The following is a 25,674-nucleotide window of genomic DNA, read 5'->3' as shown; positions in this document are numbered from 1 at the left end:
GCTGGCTGGCCATCGTACTGGAACGTCTCCCGACGTGCCCCAACAGCCAGATTGATTCGCTGCTGCCATTCCCCGACTTTACTTCGCGCTAAACAGGCTGTACAGGTGGGGCCGCTGGCCGCTTACGCTACGGCAATGCCGCCGTCCTTTCAGACGTGAGGCAGGGCGTTCCCAGGTAAGGGCCGCACTCCTTCATCACACAACCGCCGCATCTACGCCACGTCGCCTTGACCACAAGAGCTTCGCGGATATTAGCCCGCTCGTCCTGCTCGGCAGCGCCTTCTATGCAGTTCGTGTACCTCGGCTCATGATTTACGATTCACGCTTCCTCTCCACGGTCGATTACGCTTCCGCAGTTGCGCGTCACTTCGCTCACTGTGGGCAGCTCGCGGCGGGACTTTCACCCGCAGGAGTGCGTCCATGCTGGACGCACAACGAAAAAAGCCACGCAAACGCGTGGCTTTTTTCTCAATTCTGGCTCCCCGACCTGGACTCGAACCAGGGACCTGCGGATTAACAGTCCGTCGCTCTACCAACTGAGCTATCAGGGAAAAGAGGCCGTATTATATAGGCCCCGAACGAATTTTAGAAGTAAAAATTACCAAAAATGCCGACGTGGTCGCCTTTGGTCTTTTCGGTGTAGGTCCGGCCGCGGATCGCGTAGTTGGACTCGTACTCTTCTTTGACGTAACGCAGCTTCAGGCCCACGTTCGGGCTGAAGAAATATTCGCCTTCAAGCACGGCGCCGACAGTGTTGTCGAACTCCTGGTACACGCCGGCGCCGAAGCCGTCGCCATTGAGCTTAGGGCTCGACACATAACGCACGCCGCCGCCGATGCGCATCTTGTCGCTCGGGTGGAAGTAGCCCAGCACTTCGATCGGGAAACGCTTGAAGGTCACGTCGCCGTTCTTGGCGCTGGCCTGGTCGACGTGGAAGCCGACCGTGCCCTGGAACGAGAACTGTTGATTGACGCGGTAGTCAACGCCAGCGAGGAACGCAATCATGCCGCCGGCGCGCACGTCGATCGAGCCGCCGTTCGCATATTCAGCGGTGGCCAGCTTGTCGCCACCGGCGGTCAGGCCGGCGCCAACGACGAAGCGCAACGGGTTGGCGGCAGGCGCCTGGGTTTGTGCCTGGGCCGAGCTCAGGGAAGCGATCGCCACAGCGATTACGAATGCAATTTTTTTCATGGTGTTTATATAGAGTAGGTTCATGGTACCGCGCGGAATGCTGCGTATTTACCAGGCAACATGATACGACCCATAATTGCAAACATGCAAGAAAGATGACTGTTTGTCGTTGTTTGCAGGTAACAAACAGTGCAAATCAGCCCAGGAAGCAAAAAAGGCCACGTTGATTCAACGTGGCCTCTCGCATTCTGGCTCCCCGACCTGGACTCGAACCAGGGACCTGCGGATTAACAGTCCGTCGCTCTACCAACTGAGCTATCAGGGAAAAGAGGCCGCATTATATCGGGCGAAAATTAACTTGTCCAGCCTCGCGTGCAAGCTTGTCGCCAGCCATGTGCCCCCGCAACACCCGCCCTGCATGCGGAAGCGGTGCGCAGCGGCCGGGCGACGACTGGACCCTGCTGGCGCGCAACGACCTGCGGCACCAGCCCGCAATCATGATTGTTGTACCACACAGACACTCAATCAAGTTTTCGTCAAGAAAGCGCACGAACAAGGACCAAATATCTGCATACTGGTTTCGAAGAAACATGCTCATCCAGCATGCCCTCCCCCGAACCGGAGCAGACAATGAATCGCACCCATCGCCTTGTGTGGAATCGCCACCGCAACTGCTTCATGGTCGCGGCGGAAACGGCCAACGGTGGGGGCGGCCGCAGCGGCGGCCAGCGCGGCATCCTGCTGGCCAGCGTATTAACCGGCGTACTGCTGGGCGGCAGCGCCCAGGCGGCGGCGCCGCCCGCCCCCGCCCAGTTGCCGAGCGGCGCGGTCGTGACCGCCGGCACGGCCCAGGTCGGCCAGAGCGGCGCGGCCATGACCGTGACCCAGACCAGCGCCAAGACCGCCATCGAATGGAGCAACTTTTCCATCGGCAAAAACGCCACGGTCACCTTCGTCCAGCCCAACGCGGCGTCGATTGCACTGAACCGTGTCACCGGCCACGAAGGCTCGGTGATCGACGGCGCGCTCAAGGCCAATGGCCAGGTGTTCTTGCTCAATCCCAATGGCGTGTTGTTCGGCAAGGGCGCGCGGGTCGATACCGCCGGCCTGGTGGCCAGCACGCTCGGCTTGAGCGATTCCGATTTCCTGGCCGGCACGAGCAGCTTCAGCGGACAGGGCGGCGTGGTGCGCAATGCCGGCGCCCTCAACGCGGCCGACGGCGGCTATGTGGCCCTGCTCGGCGCACAGGTGCATAACGAAGGCGTGATCGGGGCCCGCCTGGGCACGGTGGCGCTGGCCGCCGGCGACAAGATCAGCCTCAAGTTCAGCGAACAGGCGCTGGCCGGGGTCGTCATCGAGAAGGCCGCGCTGGCCGCGCTGGTGGCCAACGGCGGCGCCGTCCAGGCCGATGGGGGCATGGTGCTCCTGTCCGCAAAGAGCGCCGAAGGCTTGCTCGACACGGTCATCAACAACAGCGGCGAAGTGCGCGCGCGCACCATTGCCCAGCGCGACGGGAAGATTTTCCTGCTCGGCGAGGGCGGCGCGGTCGAGGTCGGCGGGCGGCTGGACGCCAGCGCGCCCGACGCCGGCAAAGGCGGCTTCATCGAAACCTCGGGTCCGCGCCTGACGGTGGCGGCCGGCGCCGCGGTCGGCACGCGCGCCGCCAGCGGCGAGAATGGCACCTGGCTGATCGACCCGACCGACTTTGCGATCGACGCCGGCGCCGCCAGCCAGGGCGCCAGCGGGATGGGCGCCGCCACCCTGCAAGCGGCGCTGGCGGCCGGCAACGTGACGATCCAGACCCAGGCCGCCGGCGCCGAGGCCGGCGACATCCACATCAACGCGCCGCTGGCCTGGAACGCCAACAAGCTGACCCTGGAAGCGCACGGCAACATCAACGTCAACGCCGTGATCGGCGCCAGCGGCGCCTCGACCCTGGACCTGAAGACCGGCTACAACTTCAATCCCGGCACCCCCGCCTTCAATACCGGTAAAAATGTGTTGGTGGGAATCGACGGCGCCGGCGCGTTCAAGGGCCGCATCGATATCGACCGCGCCGGCGCCGGCATCCTGGCGATCAACAATCTCGGCTACACCCTGATCAACGCGCTCGGCAACGCCAGCAGCACCACCAGCCTCGACTTGCAGGGCATGAACGGCGGTGGTTCCGGCCGCTACGCCCTGGCCGCGAACATCGACGCCAGCGCCACCAGCGCCTGGAACAGCGGCGCCGGCTTTGGGCCGGTGGCCTTCTCCGGCACCTTCGACGGCCTGGGCCACACCGTCAGCGGCCTGTCCATCAACCAGCCGGCCGGCAGCTATGTCGGCCTGTTCGGCACCAACAACGGCACGGTGCGCAATGTGGCGCTGGCCAACGCCAGCGTGACGGCCAACCAGGGCGTGGGCGCGCTGATAGGGCTGAACATGGGCAGCGTATACAATAGCTACGCCTCGGCCGCCGTGAACGGACCGGGCGGCTATGTCGGCGGCCTGATCGGCGCAATCTTCGACGGCACCCTCAGCAACCTGCACGTGTCCGGCAGCGTGACGTCGGCTGGCAACAACGTGGGCGGCCTGACCGGCTACCTGGCCTACCAGATCAACCTGTCGAACAGCTATGCCAGCAACGCGGTCACCAATTCGGTCGGCGTCTGGACCGGCGGCCTGGTCGGCCAGAACGATTACGGCCGCATCATCGACAGTTATGCCACGGGGAATGTCATCGGCAAGGGCGATACCGGCGGCCTGGTCGGCAATAACAACAGCGGCCTGGTCAGCGGCAGCTACGCCACCGGCACGGTGAGCGGCACCACCAATGCCGGCGGGCTGGTCGGCAACAACAATAACGGCAAGGTCACGCGCAGCCATGCCAGCGGCGCCGTCAGCGGCAACAGCACGGTCGGCGGCTTGATCGGCCTGAGCAGCGCGTCCGGCGGCGTCCCCACGCCGGATAATGAAATCAATACCAGCTACGCCACCGGAGCGGTCAGCGCCACGGCCGACAATGTGGGCGGACTGATCGGCAGGAACTTCGGCAACCACGTGCTCAACGCCTACGCCAGGGGCGCGGTCAACAGCAACGGCAATTATGTGGGCGGTTTGATCGGCAATAACCTGGGCACGGCCGACAAGACCTACTCGACCGGGGCGGTGAGCAGCGGCGGGGTCGGGGTCGGCGGCCTGATGGGGGTGAGCATCGGCGGCGTGAGCAACAGCTTCTGGGACACCCAGACCAGCGGCCAGAACAGCAGCGGCGACGGCACCGGCCGCACCAGCGCGCAAATGAAGGACAGCCTCACCTTCACCGCCAGCACCTGGGACTTTACCTTCCACAGCGGCGTGTGGGGGCGCAAGGATAGCCTCAACGACGGCTATCCGGTGCTGCGCACCTTCGGCTACACCGACCAGATCCTGATCACCCTGGCCAACCCGGCCCTGAGCAAGACCTATGGCGCGGCCAATCCGGCGCTGGGCGCGGGCGCCTGGAGCGTGAGCGGTTGCGACAACAACGCCGCCTGCATCGGCGCGCTGGACTGGGGTGCGGCGGTCGGTCCGACCACGCCGGTCGGCAGTTACAGCTACCTCGGCGCCAACGTGCTGGTGCCGACCCTGGGCGCCGGCTACGGCAAGCTGAGCGACTACGACATCACCATCGCCCCTGGCGCGCTGGCGGTCACCCCGGCCCCGCTCACCCTGAGCGGGGCGAATGTCGCCGGCAAGGTGTACGACCGCACCACCGCGGCGAGCTTCAGCTCGGGCACCCTGGCCGGCCTGGTCAACGGCGAAAACCTGACGCTCTCGGGCAGCGGCGTGTTCGACAGCCCCAACGCCGGCCTGCGCAGCGTCAGCGCCACCCTGGCGCTGGCCGACGGCAGCGGCGCCAATGCGGGACTGGCCAGCAACTACCAGCTGACCGGCCCGGCCACGGTCACCCTGAGCGCCACCATCAGCCCGCGCCCGGTCGACGTCAGCGTCAGCGGCACCCGCCCCTACAATGCCAGCGCCAGCGTCGACGCCAGCCTGCTCCAGCTCGGCGACGTGCTGAGCGGCGACAGCGTGACCCTGGGCGGCAGCGCCACGCTGTCCTCGGCCAACGCCGGCACCCAGACCCTGGCGAGCCTGTCCGGGCTGACCCTGAACAACCCGAACTACGGGCTGGCCGGCGCGAGCGCCAGCGGCAGCCTGACGATCACGCCGCTCGCCGTGGGCGTCAGCGGCATTCCCGGCGCCGCCCGGCCGTACGACGGCAGCGCCCTGGCCGGGCCGTCCCTGCTGGCGGTCAGCGGCTTGCTCGGCGGCGACAGCGCGGCCCTGAGCGGCAGCGTGCAGCTGGCGGGCAAGGACGTGGGCGCGAACGCCATCACCGGCCTCGGCACGCTCGGCATCGGCAACTCCAACTACACGCTGAACGGCGTCGCCCCGGCCGGCAGCGTGCAAGTCACGCCGCTGGCGCTGGCGCTGGGCGTGCGGCCGCAGGCCAGCCGTCCCTACGACGGCAGCGCGCTGGCCGACGCCAGCCTGCTGCAGGTAAGCAACGCCCTGCCCGGCGAACAGCTCAGCCTGAGCGGCAAGGCCATCCTGGCGGGCAAGGACGCCGGCAGCCAGGCGCTGACCGGCCTGGGCGATCTGTCGGTCAGCAACAGCAACTACATCCTGAGCGGCGCGCTGCCGTCCGGCGTGGTACTGGTGACCCCGCTCGCGCTGCAGGTGGCGCTGCTGCCGGGTGCGGCCAAGCGCTACGACGGCAACGCCAGCGCCCCCGCCGCCCTGATGACGGTGAACGGCGTGCTGGCCGGCGAATCGGCCATCCTCGGCGGCAGTGCGCGCCTGGCCGGCAAGGATGTCGGCAACCAGGCCATTCTCGACTGGTCCGGCCTGACGCTTAACAACGGCAACTACCGCGTGGGGGCGACCAGCGGCGGCAGCGTGGCGATCACGGCCCGTCCGCTCAATCTGGCCCTGGCCGCCAACGCCAGCCGCGTCTACGACGGCACCAGCGCGCTCGACCCCGCCCTGCTGCGCCTCGATGGCGCGCTGGAAGGCGAACAGGTCGGCCTGCGCGGCCAGCTCAGCCTGGCCGGCAAGGATGTGGGCCAGCAAGCCCTGGCCGGGATCGCCGGACTGGCGCTCGACAACCCCAACTATGTACTGGCCGGCGTTCCCGGCGGCACGGTGAACATCACCGCGCGCACGCTCGGCGTGAGCACCGTGCCTGGCGCCAGCCGCGTCTACGACGGCGGCAGCGCGCTGGCGCCCACCCTGCTGCAACTGCAAGGCGTGCTGGCCGGCGACACGGCCAGCCTGGGCGGCAGCGCCCAGCTGGCGGGCAAGGACGCCGGCACCCAGGCCGTGGCCAGCCTGGCAGGCCTGACCGTCAACAACAGCAACTACACCCTGGCCGGCAGCGCGCCGCAGGGCAGCGTGGCGATCGGCGCGCGCCCACTGACCATCGTCGCGCCGGACGGCACGCGCCGTCTGTTCGACGGCAGCGCGCGCGCCGCCGCCGACCTGCTGCGCCTCGACGGCGTGCTGGCGGGCGACAGCGTGGTCCTGGGCGGCAGCGCCGTCTTGTCGGGCATCGTCGGGCGCACCAGCATCACCGGCCTGGACGGCCTGACGCTCTCGAACGGCAATTACACCCTGGACGGCGGCGCCACCAGCGGCACGGTGCAGATCAGCCAGATCGACAATATCGCCGACGCCCAGCGCACCACGCTGCCGGACCTGGGCAGCGTGCTGGCGCAGGCCAGCTTCCTGCGCGGCCTTGCGAGCGCCCGCAGCGCACCGCTGCTGGCCGACGCCGGCGCCAGCCTGCCTCGGCTGGGCGTGCGCTTCGGCAATGGCGTGCCGCTGATGCTCCAGTCCAGTCCGGAAGACGGCGAAGCCAGCGACAGCCTGACCCTGGAACAGGCGCGCCGCCTGCTGCAAAAGGGCGGCGGCGCGGCGGGCAAGGTGCGGGTGCCGGTCAGCCGCAACGGCCTGGCCGAGATCGTCGATGGCGGGGTGCGCCTGCCGCCGGGCGTGGACCAGTTGCTGTTCGTCGTGAAAGCCCCCTGATGCGCAGCCTGAACGCCATCGCCCGCGTGCACTCGAGCGCGCCCCACCGCCACCGCGAAGGATCCCTTTCCTTGAAAACACTGCAACCGTCCACGCTCTCGCTGGCTCTCGGCCTGATCCTCGGCGGCGCCGCCGTCCACGCCCAGGCGCAGCAGCCGCCCACCATCGGCGACGCCGTGCGCCAGGCACAGCCGCTGCCACCCCCGCTGGCGCGCCCCGCCCCGCCGCTGCCGGTTCCCGGCGGCCCGGCGCCGGCCGCCCTGCAAGCGCTGCCCGGCGGCGGTGCGGCGGTCGCTGTGCGCCAGTTCGCGCTGGAAGGCAACCGCGTGATCGACAGCGCCACCCTGCTGGCCCTGCTGGCGCCCGAACAAGGGCAGACCCTGACCCTGGCCCAGCTCGACGAACTGGCCACCCGCATCACCCGCCACTACCGTGCCAAGGGCTACTTCGTGGCGCGCGCCTACATTCCGGCGCAGGAACTGAGCGGCGGCACCCTGACCATCCGCGTGGTCGAAGGCCACTACGGTCGTTTCATCCTGGACAACCGCTCGCGCGTGAACGACGGCGTGGTCCAGGGCTTGCTGGACGACATCAAGGGACGCGACATCGTCTCGCTCGACACCCTCGAGCGCGCCATGCTGATCATCAACGACACCCCCGGCGCGCGCGTGGTCCAGGCCGATGTGATGCCGGGCGAACAGGTCGGCACCTCCGACTTCGCCATCGCCACCGAGGCCACGCCCGCCGTGGCCGGCTACGTCCTGCTGGACAACCATGGCTCGGTCTACACCGGCAAGCAGCGCCTGAGCTTCAGCGCCGACTGGCAGTCGCCCAGCGGGCGCGGCGAGCGCCTGTCCGCCAGCGGCATGGCCACGCGCCACGGCGGCTTGCTCAACGGCCGCCTCGGCTATTCGATGCTGGCCGCCAGCGACGGCACTCGCGCCGAACTGGCGGTGAGCCGCACCACCTACGAACTGGGCGACGTGTACCGCGCGCTGGACGCCACCGGCACCGCCAGCGGCGCCGAGCTGGGCCTGAGCAAGCCGCTCAAGCGCACCCGCAAGGACAGCATCGACGCCGGCCTGAGCCTGGCTTACAAGGATTTGAAGGACGAGATCGGCTCGGTCGGCACGACGGTCGGCAAGCGCCTTGCCAGCCTGACGGCCAGCGTGACGCGCCGCAGCGAGGGAGCGCTGCTCGGCTGGTACGGGCAGGGCCAGTACAGCGCCGGCCTGACCATCGGCAAGCTCGACTTCAAGGATGCGCTGGCCGAGGCGCTCGATGCGGCCGGCGACGCGACCCAGGGCAGTTACGCCAGGCTGAACCTGACGGCGACGCGCACCAGCGTGCTGCCGGCCAGCTTCACGCTCAGCACCGCCATCAAGGCCCAGGCCGCACTCGGCAACAAGAAACTCGATGGCGTCGAGCGCATGAGCGTAGCGGGCAGCGGCGCGGTGGCGGCCTATCCGACCGGGGAACTGAGCGGCGACCATGCGGCGCTGCTGCGCGCGGAACTGGCGCGCGCCCTGCCGGCGCAAGTGAGCGCCAGCGTGTTCGCCGACTACGGCTGGGCCAAGTCGGTGAACGCGGCGGCCGGGGTCGACGCCACGCGCAGCCTGGGCGACGTGGGGCTGGGGCTGAGCGCGCTGCGCGGCGGCCTGCTGCTCAAGCTGCAAGTGGTGCATCGCGTCAGCGGCGGCCCCGCGCTGAGCGAACCGGTATCGCGCACGCGGCTGCTGTTCCAGGCGGGCTGGGTGATGTAGGCGCTGCTGCGTCAACGACAAAGCCATGCACCCGCATGGCTTTGTCGCTTCCGGCTCGCTGGACGGCCATGCGTTGGCCGCGCCGAGTATCTATCTCATCTCGCCATCGATTTGAAAACGCATGCCGGCCGTTCTATACTGGGTAGACGTCCTGCCGGCATGGATTCCACGTTCTTCACGTCAAGGCACCAGTCCAGCATGGCGCATCAAGGAGATCGAATGATGGCGCACACCGACAGCAGAATATTCACTGTACGTATCCCTGCGGCCCTGGCGGACAAGATGGATCTGTGGGCTGCACGACGCCGCAGGTCGCGCGCCTCGATTGTGGAGCAGGCGCTGACTGCCTGGATCGATCGGGAAGAAAAACGCAGCCAGCTTACGCGGGAAGGCATGGACGACGTGGAAGCAGGCCGCACGGTTGATCACGCAACGGTGCAGGCATGGGCGGACAGCGTCGGCCCCTGAAACGAAAAAAGCCACGCAAACGCGTGGCTTTTTTCTCAATTCTGGCTCCCCGACCTGGACTCGAACCAGGGACCTGCGGATTAACAGTCCGTCGCTCTACCAACTGAGCTATCAGGGAATAAAAGAAACATTATATGCTGTAATGATCAGACCATCAAGTTGTTGGCAGTAATCGCTGCAGCACCATGCTCTTCTTCGAATCCATCTTGCGATCAATTCGAAGAAGCAAGATCTTAAAGGACTTTGGCGATGGCGTCAATGACGCGGTCGATATTTTTCGAATTCAGGGCCGCCACGCAGATGCGTCCCGTGTCCACCGCGTAGATCGAATGTTCAAGGCGCAGGCGCTCGACCTGCTGCTTGGTCAGGCCCGAGTACGAAAACATGCCGACCTGCTCGCGCACGAATTCGAAATCGTGCGCCGGCGCTTTTTCCTTGAGCTTTTGCACGAAGGTGTTGCGCATCTCCTTGATGCGCACGCGCATGCCGGCCAGTTCGTCTTCCCACAGCTTGCGCAGTTCCGGCGTGGTCAGCGCAAGGGCGACCACCTTGCCGCCGTGGACCGGCGGGTTCGAGTAGTTGGTGCGCACCACGCGCTTGAGCTGCGAGAGCAGGCGCGCCGCTTCTTCGGCGCTGGCGCCCACCACCGACAAGGCGCCCACGCGCTCGCCGTACAGCGAGAACGACTTCGAGAACGAATTCGAGATCAAGAGCGGTCCGCCGGCGGCGGCGAATTTGCCCACCACCGCGCCATCTTCGGCGATGCCGGTGCCGAAACCCTGGTAGGCCATGTCGAGGAAGGGAATCAAACCGCCCGCGCCGATCGCCGCGATCACGTCATCCCACTGGGCCGGGGTGATGTCGGCGCCGGTCGGGTTGTGGCAGCACGCGTGCAGCAGCACGATGGCGCCCTTCGGCATGGCTTTCAGGTCGGCCAGCATGCCGGTAAAATCGACGCCGCGCGTGGCCGCATCGTAGTAACGGTAGGTGTGGACCGTGAAACCGGCGCTTTCGAACAGGGCGCGGTGGTTTTCCCAGCTTGGATCGCTGATGTACACATCGGAACCTGGCGCGAAGCGCTGCAGGAAATCGGCGCCGATCTTGAGTGCGCCGGTGCCGCCGATGGCTTGCACGGTGACCGCGCGCTTGTCTTGAATAATCGCGCTGCCGGCACCAAATACCAGCTCTTGCACAGCGGCGTCGTACGCGGCCAGGCCTTCGATCGGCAGGTAGGTGCGCGGCGCCGGTTGCTCCATCAGCAGTTCCTCGGCTTTGCGTACGCAAGCGAGCAGCGGCACTTTGCCATTGTCGTCATAATAGACACCCACGCCAAGGTTGATTTTGGCGGGGTTGGTGTCCGCATTGAACGCCTCGGTGATGCCCAGGATCGGGTCACGCGGGGCCATGTCGATGGCGCTGAAGATGGTGGCGGAAGCTGTTGAAGTCATCGTGGTAGATTGAGTGTCGGCTGGGTTGTATAGACAGCGACCCATATACTGATTACTGATTGGGTGTTTCCTGGGCCGCGAGCGGGACACCATTCTAACAAAGGTCTGATCGTATGGCTGAATTATCCGTTGCACACGACCCGTCACCGACGGTCGTCACTTTTCCCGATTCCCCGTTCAAGCTGCACCAGCCGTTCGAGCCGGCCGGCGACCAGCCGACCGCGATCGCCGGACTGGTCGAAGGCATCAACGACGGGCTCTCGTTCCAGACCCTGCTCGGCGTGACCGGCTCCGGCAAAACCTACACCATGGCCAACGTGATTGCGCGCTGCGGGCGTCCGGCCATCATCTTCGCGCCGAACAAAACCCTGGCCGCGCAGCTGTATTCGGAGTTCCGCGAATTCTTCCCGCAAAACGCGGTCGAGTATTTTGTCAGTTACTACGATTACTACCAGCCGGAAGCCTACGTGCCGCAGCGCGACCTGTTTATCGAAAAGGACTCGTCGATCAACGAGCATATCGAGCAGATGCGCCTGTCGTGCACCAAGTCGCTGATGGAGCGGCGCGACGTGGTCATCGTGGCCACCGTGTCGGCCATTTACGGTATCGGCAACCCGAGCGAATACCACCAGATGATATTGACCCTGCGCGCCAAGGACAAGCTCGCCCAGCGCGACGTCATCGCGCGCCTGATCCAGATGCAGTACACGCGCAACGAAATCGACTTCGGGCGCGGCACCTTCCGCGTGCGCGGCGACACCATCGACATCTTCCCCGCCGAGCATGCCGAACTGGCGATCCGGGTCGAAATGTTCGACGACGAAATCGAGTCCCTGCAGCTGTTCGACCCGCTGACCGGGCGCATTCGCCAGAAGATCCCGCGGTTTACCGTCTATCCGGGTTCGCATTACGTCACCCCGCGCTCGACCGTGCTGCGCGCGATCGAAACCATCAAGCTCGAACTGCGCGAGCGCCTGGAGTACTTCCGCAAGGAGAACAAGCTGATCGAAGAGCAGCGCCTCGAACAGCGCACCCGGTTCGACCTCGAGATGATGGCCGAAATCGGCTTCACCAAGGGCATCGAGAACTACTCGCGCCATCTGTCGGGCGCCATGCCGGGCGACCCGCCGCCGACCCTGGTCGACTACCTGCCGAAGGACGCGCTGATGTTCCTCGACGAGTCGCACGTGCTGGTCGGGCAGCTCAACGCCATGTTCAACGGCGACCGTTCGCGCAAGACCAACCTGGTCGACTATGGTTTTCGCTTGCCGTCGGCGCTCGACAACCGCCCGCTCAAGTTCGAGGAATTCGAGGGCAAGCTGCGCCAGACGGTGTTCGTCTCTGCCACCCCGGCCGACTACGAGAAAACGCATTCCGACAATGTGGTCGAACAGGTGGTGCGCCCGACCGGCCTGGTCGACCCGCTGGTGATCGTCAAGCCGGCGCTGTCGCAGGTCGACGACCTGATGTCCGAAATCATCGACCGCGTCAAGAAAGACGAGCGCGTTCTGGTGACCACGCTGACCAAGCGCATGTCGGAGCAGCTCACCGAGTACCTGAGCGACCATGGCATCAAGGTGCGCTACCTGCACAGCGATATCGAAACGGTGGAACGGGTGGAGATTTTGCGCGACCTGCGCCTGGGGACTTTCGACGTGCTGGTCGGGATCAACCTGCTGCGCGAGGGTCTCGACTTGCCGGAAGTGTCGCTGGTGGCGATCCTGGACGCCGACAAGGAAGGCTTCTTGCGCTCCGAGCGCAGCCTGATCCAGACCATCGGACGCGCCGCGCGTAACCTGAACGGCGTGGCGATCTTGTACGCCGACCGGATTACCGATTCGATGGAAAAAGCGATCGGCGAGACCGAGCGCCGGCGCGCCAAGCAGATCGCCTACAACATCGAGCATGGCATTACGGCGGTGGGCATCAAGAAGCAGATCAAGGAATTGATCGACGGCGTCTACAGCCCGCAGCAGGCGCGCGAGCAGCTCGAGTCGGCCAAGGAAACCGCCAAGGTCGAGTCGATGAGCGAGAAGCAGATCGGCAAGGAGATCAAGCGCCTGGAAAAACTGATGGTCGACCACGCGAAGAATCTCGAATTCGAGAAGGCGGCGCAGGTGCGCGACCAGCTGCATGTCCTCAAGCAGCAGGCTTTCGGGGCGCCAGGGACGGACAACGTGGTGTCCATCCTCGGCAAATAAAGCGTCGTTGCATTGTTGTCGAGCCGGGCCCGCCATTGCGCGGGCCTTGTCTGTTTACAGCGACTTGATGAAGTCAATCAGGGCCGGCGCATGGATCCGAATCAGCCCGCTTTTGAATGCATGCGTCAGCCCGGTGCCCTCACAGCACCTTCATGAACTTGAAATTCAAAAACCATCCACGGTCCGTTTCCTTCAAATGAAAAACGGTCGTGATATCGCTGATTTCGCCCCGCACAAAGGTGCACGCATCAACCTGGCCACCACCGTCGGGTACGCGGAGCCTGTCGTCGTCGAACAGATAGAGCTTGTACTCGTCGAACCTGCCAGCACCCGGTGTGGTGATATAACGTGCCCAGGTCGTCACGTCTTCCTGCACTGGCGCGGGCGCTGTGCTGTCGAGATCTTCAAGATACCCGTAGGCGTCCAGCGTATCAAACAGATGGTCAACGATCATCTTCACCTCAGCCGGATCGTTAGCCTCACCCTGTACTTCTTTTCCGTTCGACGTCAGCGCCGCGTTGGCATAGTCGAAAACAGGACACACTTCAAACGCTTTCCCGAATTCGCCTTGCGACATGCAGTGCATGAATTGCATCACCGTTTCCTGCAGTTCGGCTATCTGCGGTTTCTTTTCCCACAATTTGAAAGGCATGTTTCCTCCTGAGTGACAAAAAGCCCCTCAACACCAGGGGCCTTCGCAATGACGTATTCCGACGAATCAGATCACTCGCATCGGGTTCGAACCGGACCTGCCGAGGGTACGCCCATCGTATTATTTTGACAAGTAACCATTATCGGCATCCGATCAGTTCGAAGTGGGTACAAGCTTGCGCTACCGGTGCAGCGGCTCACAGCGATTTGATGAATTCCCGTATGCCAGCCAGGAACATCTCGACCGCCATCGCGCTCAGGATCAGTCCCATCAGCCGCTCAAAAGCGGCCATCACCTGCGGGCCGAGCTTTTCCTGCAAGCGCTCGGCCGGCAGGAACACCGCCAGCCAGACCAGCGCCACCGCCACCAGCGCGCCGACGTGGATCACGATTTCGGTGGTCGTATTCGACGAAAACAGCAACACGGTGGCCAGCGCCGACGGTCCCGCAATGGCGGGAATGGCGAGCGGCACGATGAACGGCTCGCCGCCCTTGCCGTTATCGCCGAACATGCCGCCCGGCTGGGGGAAGACCATGCGCATGGCGATCAGGAACAAGATCACGCTGCCGCCGATGCGCAGCGAAATTTGCGACAGCTGCATGGCCGCCAGCAGGTGGCGCCCGAAGAACATGAACAGCAGCAGCACGAAGAAGGCGATCGCGCACTCACGCACCACGATCTTCCAGCGCCGCTGTTTCGGCACCTGGGCCATGGCGCTGACGAACAGCGGAACGTTGCCAAACGGGTCGGTGACCAGGAACAGCAGGATGAAGGTTTGAATGAAAGTTTGAGTCATCCCACATGATAACTTGCCGCACAGCACATACACCAGCATGCTGGATGCGTGGCGAAAATCAGACAGTCATCCCTGCGCGCACGCATGGCGCGATCTTGAACACGCTTCCCATGACAACGCAGCAATGTGCGCGCTAACATCGGTCGCGCTCGCGCCGCACGCATCTCCTTTCGTATTGACATTTGCAACACGGCAGCCTAGTGTTGCTAAAAATCAAATACTTTAAGGAGATTCATCTTGTCGATTATTCACTATCGCGCCTGCACATCGCGGGGCCTGGCCAGCCTCGGGGCCGCATTCCTGGTCGCCTGCGGCGGCGGGGGCGCACCGGAGCGGGCAGCGACGCCGGCGCCGGCGCCGGCTGCCCCGGTCCAGGCAGCGCCGGCCGCCCCGGCCGACACCGTCGCCACCGAAGCGCACAGCAGCGCCCTGCTCTCGTTGACGCCCGCCAATCCGCTGACACCGGCCCCGCCGCTGGGGCTGCCGGCAGCGATCGGCACCACGCTGACGACTTTGCAACTGATCAACAAAGCGAGCTACCTGCAATACAACGTCCCGCTCACCTTCGGCCAGGTTTTTGCACCGGGCGCATTTCCCGCCACAGGCGGCCTGGCCGGGGTGTATGCCGGCGCCACCCTGCCCTTGCAAGTCAACATCAAAGCCAGGCATCCGGACGGATCGGTGCGCCACGCGATCATCACCGCGGTCCTGCCGCAGATGGCCGCCGGCCAGAACGGCACCTTGGCCCTGACTGCCGCAGCGGCGCCGGCCCAGAGCCCGCAGACCGGTCCCGGCTCCTTGCTGGCCAGCGGTTTCGACGCCACCGTCAAGCTGACCGTGGATGGCCAGTTGTACACGGCCTCGGCGGCTGAACTGTTGCAGAACACGGCGTACCAGACCTGGCTGTCCGGCCCGATGGTCAACGAGTGGCAGGTGTCGGCGCCGTTCAAGTCGGCCGCCGGCGTGAACCATCCGCACCTGAGCGCGCGCTTCGCCATCCGCTCCTACAAGAGCGGCAACGGCGTGTACGGCAAGACCCGGGTCGACGTCACGGTCGAAAACAACTGGGCCTACGAACCGGCCCCGAAAACCTTCACCTACGATGCCGAAGTGCTCATCAACCGCAAGAGCATCTACAACATCGCGGCCCTGAAGCACTATCACCACGCGCGCTGGCGCAAGGTGTTCTGGCCCGAACTGGAGCCGGCAGTCCACATCAAGCACGACACGGCCTACCTGATCGCATCGAAGGCGGTGCCGAACTACGACCAGGGCCTGACCATTTCGCCGAGCGCGCTGACCACCATGAAAACCACCTGGGATGCGGCCAAGCCGGGCCCGATGGGCATGGCCATGGTCGACAAATACATGCCTGCGACGGGCGGCCGCCCGGATATCGGCCTGAACCATGCGTGGGGTGCGATGTACCTGCTCAGCATGGATGAGCGCGCCAAGGAAGTCACCGTCGGTTTGAGCGACTTGAGCGGCAGCTGGCCGATGCACTACCGCGACCGCGTCACCGGCCAGCCGGTCTCCATCGTCGACTACCCGTTCGTGCGCGACATCAAGATCAGCACGGACAGCTTCAACCGGGCGCTCAACCGCTGGGAAGACTTGCCGCAGTGCACTCCCGCCATCGAATGCAAGACGCCCTACACGCCCGAGACCTCGCACCACCCATCGTTCTCGTACCTGCCTTACCTGGTCACCGGCGACACCTATCACCTGGACGAGCTGCACTTCTGGGCCAACTGGAACCTGATCAACCAGAACCCGGGCTACCGCAAGCACGCCACCGGCCTGGTCAAGAGCCACCAGGTACGTGGACAGGCGTGGTCCTTGCGCTCGCTGACGCAGGCCGCTTACATTGCGCCGGACGATCACCCGCTGAAGGCGTACTTCAACAAGATTGTCGACAATAACCTCGACTGGTACAACACGACCTTCGTGGCCGGCAATACCAACCAGTTGGGCTTCATCGACAACAGCGGCTTTGCGGCGGTGGCCTACACCGGCCCGGGCGGCCCGAAGACCGGCATGTCGCCATGGCAGGATGATTTCTTCACGTCCAGCATAGGCCAGGCGCACGAGCTCGGCTTCACCAAGTCCAAGACCCTGCTCGACTGGAAAGCACGCTTCCCGGTCGGCCGCCTGACGGCGCCGGGCTATTGCTGGGTCGATGGTGCGGTGTACGCCCTGTCGGTGCGCGCCACCGAAGCGTCGCCCTACTTCACGACCTTCGCCCAGGCCTGGCAGGCGACGTTCCGCGCGCCGGACAACACCGACCTGGTCAACAGCACCGGCCAACGTTATGTGGACCAGCCCTGCGCCAGCCAGTTGCAGGCCAACTGGCGCACCCAGCTCGAAATCGACAAACGCTCGGGCCGCACGCCATGGCTGGCGGGTGAGATGACGGGTTATGCAAGCTCGCAGGAAGGCTTCCCGGCCAATATGCAGCCGGCGGTAGCGATGGCGGCCAGCACCGGCATCCCGAACGCGCGCGCGGCGTGGGACGTGTTCGCGAAGCGGACCATCAAGCCGGACTACAGCCAGCGGCCGCAGTTCGCGATCGTGCCGCGCTGACGCCGGGAGCGCGGCCATTACGTCGCGCCAGCCATCGGCGGGGCCAGGTTTCCTGGTCCGCCGATGGCGGCGTTGTTACTGCGCCAGTTCGCGCGCGATCGCCTCGACCAGGGCTGGATCGTCCGGCGCCACATCCGGACTGAAACGGCCGACTACATGTCCTTCGCGCGAGACCAGAAACTTTTCAAAATTCCACAGCACGTCCGACGGATCGGCTTGCTTCATGCCGTAGCCAGCCAGCTTGGCGCGCAGCGCGCCGCCGCTGGTGTCGACCGCGACCGGCTGGGCCAGGGTCAGGGCGGCATACAGCCGATGCCGGTCCGGCCCCGTGACGGCGATTTTTTGCGCGATCGGAAAGCGCACCCCGAAGCTGGTATCGCAAAATGCGGCAATCTCTTCATTCGTGCCGGGCTCCTGCGCCCCGAAGTCGTTGGCCGGAAAGCCGATGACCACCAGTCCGGCCTCGCCGTGCTGTTCGAACAGGCTTTCCAGACCCGCGTACTGCGGCGTCAGGCCGCACTGCGAGGCCACGTTGACCAGCAACAGCACCTTGCCGCGATAATCCGACAAGGTCGCGCTGGCGCCGTCCATGGTGTGAAATGGGATGCTACCGATGTCATCGTTCATTCCTGCTCTCCCGAATTTGCCATCTATGTAAGTGGCGGAACCGCATGATAGCGAATTTTCCGAAGCTTCTCCTGGCGGCCGCCTGGCGTGCATGTGTTCTAATCACGCCTCCGGCCAGTGAAATCACCAGAAAATATGTCGAGAATCGCCTGCACATTCAAATACGCATGCCCACAAGAATGGCGTAGTCTTGATGTAACCCCGAATCCAGAAGTACGCTTTTGCAGTAACTGCAGCAGCAATGTGTATCTCGCCACAACGGCGGTCGAGTTTGAACGATATGCGCGCGAGGACAAATGCGTCGCCCTGCTCGATCACGGCGTGATGATGCTTGGGATGCCAGAAGGGTGGCGCGATCCGTATCTGGTCGTTCCGCCCCAGGCATATTCGCAAAAGCAGTTGTATTTGTTGAGGCGGGTCTTGCCCTTTTACGCTTCTGTCGAGGAAGCGCGCGAGATGTTTTACATGAAGGAAGTTAAGCTTGAGGATATCAGCATGCAGGACGCTGTCGCGCTACAAGCTGCCCTCATGGAGCTCGGTATCGACTCCCGCGTTGTGAAGGACTGATGTGGCGAGGACGATGGTATCGGCGCAAGCTGCGCACATAAAAAAGCTCCCTCGCGGGAGCTTTTTTGCCATCCAGCCAACTTACGCCGGCTTGTCGAACTTCTTCATCCACGCCGACAACTGGTGCGGACGCAGGCCGTCGTAATCCTCAAACGGCTGGTGAATCCACGGGTTGTGCGGCAAGTCTTCCAGGAAGTAATCCGGACGGATCGAGGACGTGCCCTTGACCCAGATCACCGCCGATTTCACCTCGGTCACGCCGGCGAAATTCTCGCTCAGGTGACGCGTGACCTTGTCGAGCGTGACGCCCGAATCGGCCAGGTCGTCCACCAGCAGGATCTTGCCGGCCAGCGGACCCTTGGTCATCGTCATGTACTTGGCGATGTCCAGGTCACCGCGCACCGTGCCCGCTTCTTCGCGGTAGGAGCTGGTCGACAGGATCGCCAGCGGCACGTCGAAAATGCGCGAGAACACGTCGCCCGGGCGCACGCCGCCGCGCGCCAGGCACAGCACCTGGTCGAACTTCCAGCCCGATTCGTAGACCTTGAGCGCCAGGCGCTCGATCAGGCGGTTGTACTCGTCCCAAGACACCCAGAGGTCGTTCTCGGTCGATGGAGGGGTGGTCATGATGATTCCTTACTCTTATTCTGATTATTCGAACGGATGGCGCAGGACGATGGTTTCAACGCGGTCGGGACCGGTGGAAACCATATCGACCGGAACGCCGACCAGTTCTTCGATGCGCTTGATGTAGGCGCGCGCGGTGGCCGGCAGCTCGGCCAGCGACTTGGCGCCGACGGTGCTTTCTTTCCAGCCCGGCATGGTTTCGTACACAGGCACGCAGCGCGCCGCGTCTTCCGCGCCGACCGGGAAGATGTCGACATCGCGGCCGTCGATCTTGTAGCCGGTGCACAGTTGCAGCGTTTCCAGGCCGTCCAGCACGTCGAGCTTGGTCAGGCACATGCCCGAGACGCCATTGATCTGGACCGAGCGGCGCAGCAGCGCGGCATCGAACCAGCCGCAGCGGCGCGCACGGCCGGTGACGGTGCCGAATTCATGGCCGACCGACGACAGGTGATGGCCAACGCCGGCGTCCGTCGGCAGTTCCGACGGGAACGGGCCGGAGCCGACGCGCGTCGTGTACGCCTTGGTGATGCCCAGGATGTAGTGCAGCATGTTCGGGCCGACGCCAGCGCCGGCGGCGGCGTTGCCGGCCACGCAGTTCGACGAAGTCACGTACGGATAGGTGCCGTGGTCGACGTCGAGCAGCGAGCCTTGCGCGCCTTCGAACAGCAGGTTGCCGCCGGCCTTGTGCGCCGCGTACAGCTGCGAGGACACATCGCCCACCATCGGTTTGAGGCGTGGCACCAGGGCCATCGCGTCGTCGAAGGTTTTCTGGAAGTCGACCGCGTCGGCTTTCAGGTAGTTGGTCAGCACGAAGTTATGGTAGTCGAGGTTTTCGCGCAGTTTTTCGGCGAAGCGCTCTTCGTTGAGCATGTCGGCGATACGGATCGCGCGGCGTGCCACTTTGTCTTCGTAGGCCGGGCCGATGCCCTTGCCGGTGGTGCCGATCTTGTTGGCGCCGCGCGCCACTTCACGGGCCACGTCGATGGCGACGTGGTACGGCAGGATCGCCGGGCAAGCCTCGGAGATCTTCAGGCGCGACACCACTTCCACGCCGATGGCCTGGAGCTTGTCGATTTCGCGCATCACGTCGGGAACCGACACGACCACGCCATTGCCGATGTAGCAGGCCACGCCTTCGCGCATGATGCCCGAGGGGATCAGCTGCAAGGCGGTCTTCTGACCTTTGATGACCAGGGTATGGCCGGCATTATGGCCACCCTGGAAGCGAACCACGCCCTGCGCGTTATCGGTCAGCCAATCGACGATCTTGCCCTTGCCTTCATCGCCCCACTGGGTGCCGATGACAACGACGTTCTTTGCCACGTTTTTCTTTGACATCACACTTAGCCTAAGTTTTTGAGAATCCAGTTACTGTTTTCGAGGACGAGTACGCGATCGCACTCGAACTCGTCCTGCTCATTGTCGTGACCCGGCAAACTCTGGATCACAACCTCGCCTGCTTTACGCAGTTGAGCGATTTTTTCACGCAGCTCGGGGGCATTGCCCCATGGCGCACGAATCGCGTGCTTGCGCTCGGCGGTCGGCAAGAGCCGCGCCAGTTCGCGCAAGTCGAGCGAAAAGCCGGTCGCGGGCCTGGCCCGGCCGAATGCTTCGCCCACATGGTCGTAACGCCCGCCCCGCACCACCGCATTCGGCAGGCCGGGCACGTACAGCGCGAACATCGCGCCGCTTTCGTATTGGTAGCCGCGCAGGTCGGCCAGGTCGATCGCCACGTCGGCGCGGCCCAGGGCCGATCCGGCCAGCGCCGCCAGTTCGGCCAGCGCGCGCGTGATGCCCGGCAGCGCCGGCAGCACTTCGCGCGCCTTGGCCAGCACGTCGATGTCGCCGTACAGGCCGGGCAAGGCTTTCAGGGCGGTGCGCGTGGCCGGCGCGTACGCCGCGCTGATGGCGTCGAGCCCCGGGCTGTCCTTGGCGCGCAGCAGCGTGTACAGGGCCGCTTCATCTTTCCTGGCGACGGCGTCGTCGGCCAGCAGCGCGCGCAGCAGGCCCGCGTGCGACAGGTCCAGGCGCACCTGATCAAAGCCGAAGCCGGCCAGGGCCAGCGAGGCGAGCGCCAGTTCCTGCACTTCGGCGTCCGCTTCGAGGCCGGCGTGGCCGTAGATTTCGGCGCCGATCTGGAGCGGCTCGCGGGTGGCGTGCAAGCCGCTCGGGCGGGTGTGCAGCACGCTGCCGGCGTAGCACAGGCGGGTGACCGAGTCGCGGTTGAGCAGGTGGGCATCGATGCGCGCGACCTGGGTGGTCATGTCGGCACGCAGGCCGAGCATGCGGCCCGACATCGGGTCGACCAGCTTGAAGCTGCGCAGTTCGGTGTCCTGGCCGGCGCCGGCCAGCAGCGACTCGACGTATTCGAGCAAGGGCGGCATGACCAGCTCGTAACCGTAGGAACGGAAGTTATCGAGCATCAGGCGGCGCAGCTCTTCGGTCTTGCGCGCTTCGGACGGCAGGACGTCGGCGATATTTTCAGGCAGGAGCCAGTTCGGCATGGGCAACGGGAGATAGTTAAAAATCGGACAATATGGCGCGCACGGTCGTGCTAAATGTAGCGCCGAATCAGCGATTTTACAGGAAAATGGTTTAAGAGCGCCAACAAATGTGCAGGAGGCAGTTGTGAGCTTGTTACGGTTGGTGCGGCCGCGCCCCTCGGAGCCGTCTTCCCCGCGCAGGCGGGGATCGCGGCCGCGCCCCTCGGAGCCGTCTTCCCCGCGCAGACGGGGATCGCGGCCGCGCCCCTCGGAGCTGTCTTCCCCGCGCAGGCGGGGATCCATAGCACCGCTGCTCAAAGGTGCTATAGATCCCCGCCTGCGCGGGGAAGACGGTGCTAGCGGGAACGATGGTGGTGCTGGCGTGAACGAAGGTAGTGCTGGCGTGAACGAGCGTCCAATGCAAATGGGCGGGCCTGCAATGCAGGCCCGCCCATCGTGCCATCCCAACCGTCCGCTTACTTCTTCGGCGCGGCGGCGGGCGCCGACGCCCCGCCCGGAGCACGGAAATACTTGAAGAACTCCGAGTTCGAATCGAGCACCAGCACGTCGCCGTGGGTCTTGAAGGTCGCGCGGTAGGCTTCCAGCGAGCGGTAGAACTTGTAGAACTCCGGGCTCTTGCCGAACGCTTCGGCGTAGATCGCCGAGGCGGCGGCATCGCCCTCGCCCTTGATCTGCTCGGCCTGGCGGTAAGCGGTGGCCAGCGTTTCGGTGCGTTTGCGGTCGGCGGCGGCGCGCAGCTTTTCGGATTCGGCCGAACCGGTCGAACGCAGCTCGTTGGCCACCTTCAGGCGCTCGGCGCGCATGCGGTCGTACACCGACGCATTGATCTTCTCGTCGTAATCGACGCGTTTCAGGCGCACGTCGACGATCTGCACGCCGATCTGCTTGGCCTCGGCCACCACCTTGAGCTGGATCGCCGCCATCACCTTGCCGCGCTCGCCGGAGATCACTTCGCGCACCGTGCGCTTGGTGATTTCTTCGTTCAGTGCGGCCTTGACGATCTGGCCCATGCGGCCACGGGCGCTGGCCTCGTTGCCGTTAAAGCTGATGTAGTACAGGCGCGGATCGATGATGCGCCATTTGACGAAGGCGTCGACCATGACGTTCTTCTTTTCGGACGTCATGAAACGGTCGGCGTCGGGCGTATCGAGTGTGAGGATGCGCTTGTCGAGGTAGATCACGTTCTGGAACGGCGGCGGCAGCTTGAAATGCAAGCCTGGCTCGCTGATCACTTCCTTCATCTCGCCGAATGCGAACACCACCGCGAACTTGCGCTGGTCGACCACGAACACGGTCGAGGACAGGAGCATCAGCGCGATGAAACCCGCAACAAATATGGTAACTAAGCGGTTCATTAACGGGTCTCCCGATCACGTGAGGATTCGCGGCTGCGGTTATCGCGCTGGCGCACTTGTTCGAGCGGCTGCAGCACGTCGGCCGGCAGCGCCTGCGATGGCGCGACCTGCGCCGGCGTCATCGGCACCACGGGGCCGGACTTGGCGCCGATGGCGGCGTCGTTGGCGGCGGTCTGCGCGATCAGTTTGTCGAGCGGCAGGTACAGCAGGTTGCTGCCCGACTTGACGTCGACCATGACCTTGCTGGCGCTGCTGAAAATCTGCTGCATGGTGTCGAGGTACATGCGGTCGCGCGTGACGCCGGGCGCCTTCTGGTACTCGGTCATCACTTGCGTGAAGCGGGCCGCGTTACCGGTGGCGTTTTCGGTCACCATCGAGCGGTAGGCCCGGGCTTCTTCCAGCAGGCGCACGGCGTTACCGGCCGCGCGCGGCACCACGTCGTTGGCGTAGGCTTCGCCCTCGCTCTTGGCGCGTTCGTTGTCCTGGCCGGCCTTGTTGGCGTCATCAAAAGCGCCCTGCACCTGCTCGGGCGGTTGCACGCCCTGCATGGTCACATTGCTGATCTGCGCGCCCAGGGCGTAGCGGTCGAGGATCTGCTGCATCAGCAACTGCGTGTCGAGCGCGACTTTTTCGCGGCCGACGTAGAGAACGTAGTCCATCTTGCTCTTGCCAACCACTTCGCGGATGGCGGTTTCAGCCACCTGGCGCACGGTTTCATCCGTTTCCAGGTTATTGAACAGCCAGGCTTTCGGGTCCTTGAGCGTGTACTGCACCGCGAACTGGATGTCGATGATGTTTTCATCGTCGGTCAGCATCAGCGACTCTTTCAGGTTCTTCGAGCGCACATTGCCGCTGTAGCCGATTTCCATGGTCCGCACTTCGTTGACGTTGACCTTTTCGTGGGTCTGGAACGGATACGGCATGCGCCAGTTCAGGCCCGAACCGGTGCTGTGGCTGTATTTGCCGAAGGTCGAGACGATCCCGGCCTGGCCTTCACGCACGCTGAACACGCCGCTGGCGAGCCAGATGAAGCCGACCACCGCCACCGCCGCGCCGACCGTGACGCCGGCGCCCTTCATGTCGGGACGGTAGGGACCGCCGCCGCCGGCGTCGCCGCCCGGCCCTTTGTTGCCGAACAGGCGATTGAGGCGCTGGTTGAAGTCGCGCCACATCTGGTCGAGATCGGGCGGGCCGTCACCGGGACGTTTGCTGTCCTGCAGCAGGACAGTAGGCGGCGGCCGGATGCCGACGCGTTTGAGTAATGAAGCAAGCATGCTATCGAGGTCCGACGTTGGTGGAGGTTGGAATTTCGGCCGGTTGCGCGTCTTGCTCGTGCGCGTCGTCTGCGTCGTCGGCATCGGCCTCGTGCGCATCGTCTGCGTACTCGGCCTCGGCGTCGTCAACCGGTTCGGCATCGTCCTGCTCTTCAAAAAGGTGGCTGCGCGCCGGCGCGGCCCTGGCTGCTTCGACCACGGCTTCGCGCAGCATGTCGATCCCGGCGCCGGTGTGGGCGCTGATGAACACACGCGCAATATTGCCCGCTTCGTCGCGCTCGATCGCCGGTTCCAGGCCGGCGGCGTCGATCTTGTTCCACACGAGAATCTGCGGAATGTGATCGGCGCCGATTTCCTTGAGCACCAGGTTGACCTGTTCGATCTGTTCCATGCGCACCGGGCTGGCGCCGTCGACGACGTGCAGCAGCAGGTCGGCGTGGATGGTTTCTTCCAGGGTGGCGCGGAACGCCGCCACCAGCTGGTGGGGCAGCTCGCGCACGAAGCCGACCGTGTCGGACATGACCACGTTGCCGACCTCTTCGCCCAGGTAGACGCGGCGCGAGGTCGTGTCGAGCGTGGCGAACAACTGGTTGGCGACATACACGCCAGCCTTGGTCAGGGCATTGAACAGGGTCGACTTGCCGGCATTGGTGTAGCCGACCAGCGACACCGAAAAGGTATGGCTGCGGCCGCGCGAACGGCGCTGGGTTTCATGCTGCTTGCGCAGCTTGGCCAGGCGCGCGCGCAGGGCCTTGACGCGCTCGCCGATCAGGCGGCGGTCGGTCTCGAGCTGGGTTTCACCCGGACCGCGCAGGCCGATACCGCCCTTTTGCCGTTCGAGGTGAGTCCAGCCGCGGATCAGGCGCGTGGCCAGATGCTGCAACTGCGCCAGTTCGACCTGCAACTTGCCCTCGTGGCTCTTGGCGCGCTGCGCGAAGATGTCGAGGATCAGGCTGGTACGGTCGAGCACGCGGATATTCAGGCGCTTTTCCAGGTTGCGCTGCTGGGCCGGAGACAAGGCGTGATTGAAAATCACGATCTCGATGTTCTGGTCCACGCAGGCCAGGCCGATTTCGTCGGCCTTGCCGCTGCCGACAAAGTAGGCAGCGTCAGGACTGGAACGCTTGGCGGTGATGGTGGTGATCGGCTCGGCGCCTGCCGAGCGGGCGAGCAAGGCCAGCTCTTCAACACTCGCGTTGAAGTCGCCGGCGCCGAAATCGATGCCGACTAGTGCTGCGCGCATAGGCCTCCCTGCGGGGCCAGGCGACCCGGGGTGGCGACGCCCATGGCCTTACTCAGCTTCGGAATCAAGATTGAGATTGACAGCGCGTGCCGGCACAACGGTGGAGATTGCATGCTTGTAGACCATCTGGGTCACCGTGTTACGCAGCAGGACGACGTATTGGTCGAAGGACTCGATATGGCCCTGCAGTTTGATCCCGTTGACCAGGTAGATCGAGACGGGAACATGCTCTTTGCGCAAGGCATTGAGGAATGGGTCTTGTAACAGTTGCCCTTTGTTGCTCATAACAGCTCCGTGATGTTGTTGTAGTAAAGAATTGGAGGCGACTCGCTGTTTTTTCAAGTGCCGGGACCATCATTCTGTGGTGAGAACGATGTC

At 64.6% G+C, this 25,674-nt stretch carries 18 protein-coding genes and 3 tRNA genes; 6 read left to right on the top strand and 15 right to left on the bottom strand.

Annotation, left to right across the window (positions count from 1 at the left end):
- Positions 1 to 475: 475 nt before the first annotated feature.
- The 3 genes from F0185_RS27925 to F0185_RS27915 form a co-directional block, all read right to left on the bottom strand.
- Positions 476 to 551: transfer RNA gene (locus F0185_RS27925), tRNA-Asn, on the bottom strand.
- A 34-nt stretch (positions 552 to 585) separates the two neighbouring features.
- Entirely contained in the window at positions 586 to 1,191 is a 606-nt protein-coding gene (locus tag F0185_RS27920; RefSeq protein WP_167230403.1) for an outer membrane beta-barrel protein, read from the bottom strand.
- A 189-nt stretch (positions 1,192 to 1,380) separates the two neighbouring features.
- Positions 1,381 to 1,456, bottom strand: a tRNA-Asn gene (locus tag F0185_RS27915).
- A gap of 305 nt (positions 1,457 to 1,761) precedes the next feature.
- On the opposite strand from F0185_RS27915, the gene F0185_RS27910 reads away from it, so the two are divergent.
- The 3 genes from F0185_RS27910 to F0185_RS27900 all read left to right on the top strand — a co-directional run bounded on the left by F0185_RS27910 (position 1,762) and on the right by F0185_RS27900 (position 9,419).
- Complete coding sequence (locus F0185_RS27910; RefSeq protein WP_167230400.1) at positions 1,762 to 7,188, top strand: YDG domain-containing protein; 5,427 nt, start codon at positions 1,762 to 1,764, stop codon at positions 7,186 to 7,188.
- Positions 7,189 to 7,259: 71 nt separating this feature from the next.
- Complete coding sequence (locus F0185_RS27905) at positions 7,260 to 8,951, top strand: ShlB/FhaC/HecB family hemolysin secretion/activation protein (protein ID WP_167230397.1); 1,692 nt, start codon at positions 7,260 to 7,262, stop codon at positions 8,949 to 8,951.
- Positions 8,952 to 9,170: 219 nt separating this feature from the next.
- Positions 9,171 to 9,419 carry a CopG family ribbon-helix-helix protein gene (locus tag F0185_RS27900; RefSeq protein ID WP_167230394.1) on the top strand — a complete coding sequence of 83 codons (249 nt, stop codon included), beginning with the start codon at positions 9,171 to 9,173 and terminating at the stop codon, positions 9,417 to 9,419.
- Between the two features lie 42 nt (positions 9,420 to 9,461).
- Here the strand turns inward: F0185_RS27900 and F0185_RS27895 are convergent.
- Positions 9,462 to 9,537: transfer RNA gene (locus F0185_RS27895), tRNA-Asn, on the bottom strand.
- Positions 9,538 to 9,652: 115 nt separating this feature from the next.
- Positions 9,653 to 10,867, bottom strand: coding sequence for an amino acid aminotransferase (locus tag F0185_RS27890; protein WP_167230391.1), 1,215 nt, complete (start codon positions 10,865 to 10,867; stop codon positions 9,653 to 9,655).
- A gap of 113 nt (positions 10,868 to 10,980) precedes the next feature.
- Between F0185_RS27890 and uvrB the strand changes: the two genes are divergently transcribed.
- Positions 10,981 to 13,068 carry an excinuclease ABC subunit UvrB gene (uvrB, locus tag F0185_RS27885; RefSeq protein ID WP_167230388.1) on the top strand — a complete coding sequence of 696 codons (2,088 nt, stop codon included), beginning with the start codon at positions 10,981 to 10,983 and terminating at the stop codon, positions 13,066 to 13,068.
- A gap of 139 nt (positions 13,069 to 13,207) precedes the next feature.
- On the opposite strand, the gene F0185_RS27880 is transcribed toward uvrB, so the two are convergent.
- Together F0185_RS27880 and F0185_RS27875 are read right to left on the bottom strand one after the other, a co-directional pair.
- Entirely contained in the window at positions 13,208 to 13,720 is a 513-nt protein-coding gene (locus F0185_RS27880; protein WP_167230385.1) for a hypothetical protein, read from the bottom strand.
- 196 nt (positions 13,721 to 13,916) lie between these two features.
- Positions 13,917 to 14,516 carry a MarC family protein gene (locus F0185_RS27875; protein WP_126074293.1) on the bottom strand — a complete coding sequence of 200 codons (600 nt, stop codon included), beginning with the start codon at positions 14,514 to 14,516 and terminating at the stop codon, positions 13,917 to 13,919.
- A gap of 237 nt (positions 14,517 to 14,753) precedes the next feature.
- Between F0185_RS27875 and F0185_RS27870 the strand changes: the two genes are divergently transcribed.
- Positions 14,754 to 17,099 carry a hypothetical protein gene (locus F0185_RS27870; RefSeq protein WP_229477222.1) on the top strand — a complete coding sequence of 782 codons (2,346 nt, stop codon included), beginning with the start codon at positions 14,754 to 14,756 and terminating at the stop codon, positions 17,097 to 17,099.
- Positions 17,100 to 17,174: 75 nt separating this feature from the next.
- Here the strand turns inward: F0185_RS27870 and F0185_RS27865 are convergent, their stop codons facing one another.
- On the bottom strand, positions 17,175 to 17,726 hold the full coding sequence (locus F0185_RS27865; RefSeq protein ID WP_167230382.1) for a glutathione peroxidase: 552 nt from the start codon (positions 17,724 to 17,726) through the stop codon (positions 17,175 to 17,177).
- A 243-nt stretch (positions 17,727 to 17,969) separates the two neighbouring features.
- On the opposite strand from F0185_RS27865, the gene F0185_RS27860 reads away from it, so the two are divergent.
- Positions 17,970 to 18,293, top strand: coding sequence for a hypothetical protein (locus tag F0185_RS27860; protein ID WP_167230379.1), 324 nt, complete (start codon positions 17,970 to 17,972; stop codon positions 18,291 to 18,293).
- Positions 18,294 to 18,374: 81 nt separating this feature from the next.
- On the opposite strand, the gene F0185_RS27855 is transcribed toward F0185_RS27860, so the two are convergent.
- The 7 genes from F0185_RS27855 to hfq form a co-directional block, all read right to left on the bottom strand.
- Positions 18,375 to 18,920, bottom strand: coding sequence for a phosphoribosyltransferase (locus tag F0185_RS27855; protein WP_166881114.1), 546 nt, complete (start codon positions 18,918 to 18,920; stop codon positions 18,375 to 18,377).
- A gap of 24 nt (positions 18,921 to 18,944) precedes the next feature.
- Positions 18,945 to 20,258 carry an adenylosuccinate synthase gene (locus F0185_RS27850; protein ID WP_166881113.1) on the bottom strand — a complete coding sequence of 438 codons (1,314 nt, stop codon included), beginning with the start codon at positions 20,256 to 20,258 and terminating at the stop codon, positions 18,945 to 18,947.
- A gap of 5 nt (positions 20,259 to 20,263) precedes the next feature.
- The gene (locus tag F0185_RS27845; RefSeq protein ID WP_167230376.1) at positions 20,264 to 21,424 is read right to left on the bottom strand and encodes an ATP phosphoribosyltransferase regulatory subunit; all 1,161 of its coding nucleotides are present in this window, start codon (positions 21,422 to 21,424) and stop codon (positions 20,264 to 20,266) included.
- Positions 21,425 to 21,879: 455 nt separating this feature from the next.
- On the bottom strand, positions 21,880 to 22,779 hold the full coding sequence (hflC, locus tag F0185_RS27840) for a protease modulator HflC (protein WP_167230373.1): 900 nt from the start codon (positions 22,777 to 22,779) through the stop codon (positions 21,880 to 21,882).
- Positions 22,779 to 24,053 (bottom strand): FtsH protease activity modulator HflK, encoded by a 1,275-nt coding sequence (gene hflK / locus F0185_RS27835; RefSeq protein ID WP_166894068.1) that lies wholly within the window; start codon positions 24,051 to 24,053, stop codon positions 22,779 to 22,781. The genes hflC and hflK overlap by 1 nt, the downstream gene beginning before the upstream one ends.
- A gap of 1 nt (position 24,054) precedes the next feature.
- Positions 24,055 to 25,296 (bottom strand): GTPase HflX, encoded by a 1,242-nt coding sequence (gene hflX / locus F0185_RS27830; protein ID WP_167230370.1) that lies wholly within the window; start codon positions 25,294 to 25,296, stop codon positions 24,055 to 24,057.
- Positions 25,297 to 25,344: 48 nt separating this feature from the next.
- Positions 25,345 to 25,581, bottom strand: a complete 237-nt coding sequence (hfq, locus tag F0185_RS27825) for an RNA chaperone Hfq (RefSeq protein ID WP_026354376.1) — start codon at positions 25,579 to 25,581, stop codon at positions 25,345 to 25,347.
- Between the last annotated feature and the right edge of the window lie 93 nt (positions 25,582 to 25,674).

It is taken from the genome of Massilia rubra (assembly GCF_011682065.1).
In the GTDB taxonomy this organism is placed as follows: Bacteria; Pseudomonadota; Gammaproteobacteria; order Burkholderiales; family Burkholderiaceae_D; genus Telluria_A; species Telluria_A rubra.
Note: the sequence above shows the minus strand (reverse complement) of the source record. Positions and strands in the feature narration are given on the sequence as shown.